The sequence below is a fragment of the Anaerolineales bacterium genome (genome assembly GCA_022866145.1).
Taxonomy (GTDB): domain Bacteria; phylum Chloroflexota; class Anaerolineae; order Anaerolineales; family E44-bin32; genus PFL42.
In genome coordinates, this window is the sequence record JALHUE010000102.1 from 1 (window position 1) to 2,944 (window position 2,944).

Sequence of the window (2,944 nt, forward strand, 5' to 3'; positions counted from 1 at the left end):
ACACCGGGTGCTGCCAGCCAGATCGTGGACCGGCTGGCGCAGCAAGGGCTGCTGCGGCGAGAAGAGGACGATCACGATCGGCGGGTTCGGCGAATCACCCTGACCCCGGACGGACAGGAGATCGTCCGTCAGGCGATTGAGTCGCGGGTGGCCTGGATGCGACAGCTGGTGGCGGACCTGGAGCCGGATGAGCAGCAGGCGATTATCGACTCGTTGGACCACCTGACAAGCGCCGCCAGGACGCTGGAGGAGGATCAGGTTGGGCTTCCTTCGTAGATCGACCTCACCCAGCGTCCCGGCGGACGGCCCGCCTGCGGCCCGGGGCTCGTTGCGGCCGCTGGTCCGCGCAATCCGCTATCTGAGCCGCTATCGGCGCGAGACGGCGCTTGCCTATGGCGCGCTGCTGCTGGCCACGGGCGCCCAGCTCATGGTTCCGAAATTGATTAGCGGCCTGATCGATAGCCTGACTTCAGGCTTGGCGGCCATGAAGCTGCAGGCGTTGCCGCCCCAGGCCCAGGCTGCGGCTGCGGCCGGGATGGGGCTCAGCCCCGAAGCGCTCGGCGCCCTTCAGGCCGATCCCACCCGCGGCCTGCTGCTGACCGGCGGCCTGATCCTGGTCTTCGCCCTGATCCGAGGGCTGTTCTCCTTCTCGCAAGTGTACATGGGCGAGCGCGCCTCGCACGGCGTTTCCTTCGACATGCGCAATGACCTGTTCGCCAAGATCCAACGCCTGTCCTTCAGCTACCACGATCGGAATCACACCGGCCAATTGATGATCCGCGCCACCGATGATGTCGAGAAGGTGCGCCTGTTCGTCGGCCAGGGCTTGCTGATGGCGGTGCAGTCGCTCCTGCTTCTGACGGGAACGTTGTTGATCCTTAGCGCCACCAACGCCCGCCTGATGCTGGTGATCTTGCCCATCCTGCCCATCGCCGTCCTGCTGTTCATGGTGATTGGCGCGGTCGCCCGGCCGATGTTCGAGGCTGTTCAGACCCAGCTCTCGGCACTGAACGCCGTGCTGCAGGAGAACATGGCCGGCATCAAGGTCGTGAAGGCCTTCCACCGAGAGAGCCAGCAGATCGGGCGATTCGACCGCGCTGCCGACCACTACCTGGCCGAGGTGCTACGGGTAATGCGGCTGATGACGATGGTGATGCCGACACTGTTCTTGATCGCCAACCTGGGTCAGGCCCTGATCCTGTACTTCGGAGGCCGCCAGATCATTGGCGGAACGCTGACCCTGGGGGAGTGGCAGGAGTTCAGCCTGTATCTGGTCTTCGTGTTCCTCCCGATCGGACAATTGGGTTTCATCGTCACCCAGATGTCGCAAGCCTCGGCGTCTGCCGGACGCGTGTTCGAGATCATGGATGCCGCCAACGAGGTCGCGGATTCGCCGCAGGCCCGCCCGCTGCCACCGGTGCAGGGCCGGGTGACTTTCGAGGAGGTGACCTTCCGCTATGCCGGCGGCGGGCGCCCCGTGCTTAACCGGGTCTCCTTCCAGGCCGAGCCCGGCCAGCGGATCGCCCTGCTGGGGATGACGGGCTCCGGGAAGTCGTCGATCATCAACCTGATCCCGCGCTTCTACGACCCTACCCACGGCCGCGTCCTGATCGACGGCTACGATGTCCGCCAGATCACCCTCGACTCCCTCCGCTCCCAGATCGGGATCGTGCTGCAGGAGACGACCCTGTTTAGCGGGACGATCCGCGAAAACATCGCCTTCGGGCGACCGGACTCCAGCTTGGACCAGGTGATCGACGCCGCCAAGGCTGCGGCCGCCCATGGGTTCATCAGCCAGCTCCCCGACGGGTATCAAACTCATGTTGGAGAGCGTGGCGCAACGCTCTCCGGCGGGGAAAGGCAAAGGGTCGCCATCGCCCGGGCACTGCTCCTCAACCCTCGGATCCTGATATTGGACGATGCCACCTCGAGTGTCGACCTGCAGACCGAACTCGAGATCCAGCGGGCCCTCGATCGGCTGATGCACAGCCGAACCAGCTTCGTGATTGCTCAGCGGATGAGCACCGTCGTCCAGGCCGATCACATCCTTGTCCTCGACCAGGGCCAGGTCGTCGCCCAGGGGCGGCACGCCGAGTTGATGGAGACCAGCGAGCTCTACGCCGATATCTACAGCTCGCAGTTGGCCGAAGATGCTGCGCCTGAGTTCGAGACTGCTGTGAGCGCCGCCGGGGGAGAGGGAATCTGAGATGATGCGAGACGGGCACGGGAGCTTCGCGGGCGAGGTCTCGAAGCCAAAGGACGTCGGCGGAACGCTGCGCCGCTTTTCCACCTACTTCCGACCCTACTGGCCGCAATACCTGGTGGTGCTGCTGCTGATGGTCATCGGCACGTGGACCCAGGTGACCGTGCCTCGTCTCATGGGCCAGGCGGTCGATTGCTATTTCACGCCGGCCGCCGTCTCCTCGGCCTTCTCCCAGGTTCCAGAGCCGCTTCGTCAGGCGATGGCCTCGACCGCCGGCCCGCTGTCGGCGCCAGCCAGCAGCAACTGTTGGTATGACCCGCCGCAGGCGGGTTGGACAAGCGCCGACTACCTCGCCGGGCTGGGTCGGCTGACGCTGCAGCTGATCGCGATCTTTGTGCTCGGCTCCCTGGCAATGGGCGCCATGTTCTACCTGATGAGCTGGTCAGGGCAGCGAGTGCTCAAGACCCTGCGGGTGGACGTCTTCAAGCAGATCATGCGGCTGTCGATCGGCTATCACGTCCAGCACGAAGCCGGGGACACCATGAGCCGGGTCACCAACGATGCCGATAGCATCCAGCAGGCCATCAGCTTCGCCCTGGTCCAAGTGGTGAGCGGCGCCTTCCTGATCACCTGGATTGGATACTCGATGTTCAAGCAGAGCGCGCCGTACGCCCTGGTTGCGCTCGCGATCCTGCCCTTCATGGTCCTGGCAACGGTCTGGATCTCCTCCCAGGCGCGGCG

3 protein-coding genes are annotated in these 2,944 nt (G+C 64.9%); all 3 read left to right on the forward strand.

Going from position 1 to position 2,944, the window contains the following annotated elements; genetic code table 11:
• The coding region (locus tag MUO23_03345; GenBank protein MCJ7511991.1) for a MarR family transcriptional regulator at nt 1-276 on the forward strand (276 nt) is incomplete at its 5' end.
• Nucleotides 260-2,206: an ABC transporter ATP-binding protein/permease gene (locus MUO23_03350; protein ID MCJ7511992.1), complete on the forward strand. Its 1,947-nt coding sequence runs from the start codon at nt 260-262 to the stop codon at nt 2,204-2,206. The genes MUO23_03345 and MUO23_03350, both read left to right, overlap by 17 nt.
• A 1-nt stretch (nt 2,207) precedes the next feature.
• Nucleotides 2,208-2,944 (forward strand): ABC transporter transmembrane domain-containing protein (locus tag MUO23_03355; GenBank protein ID MCJ7511993.1); only part of this gene is annotated, 737 nt, incomplete at its 3' end.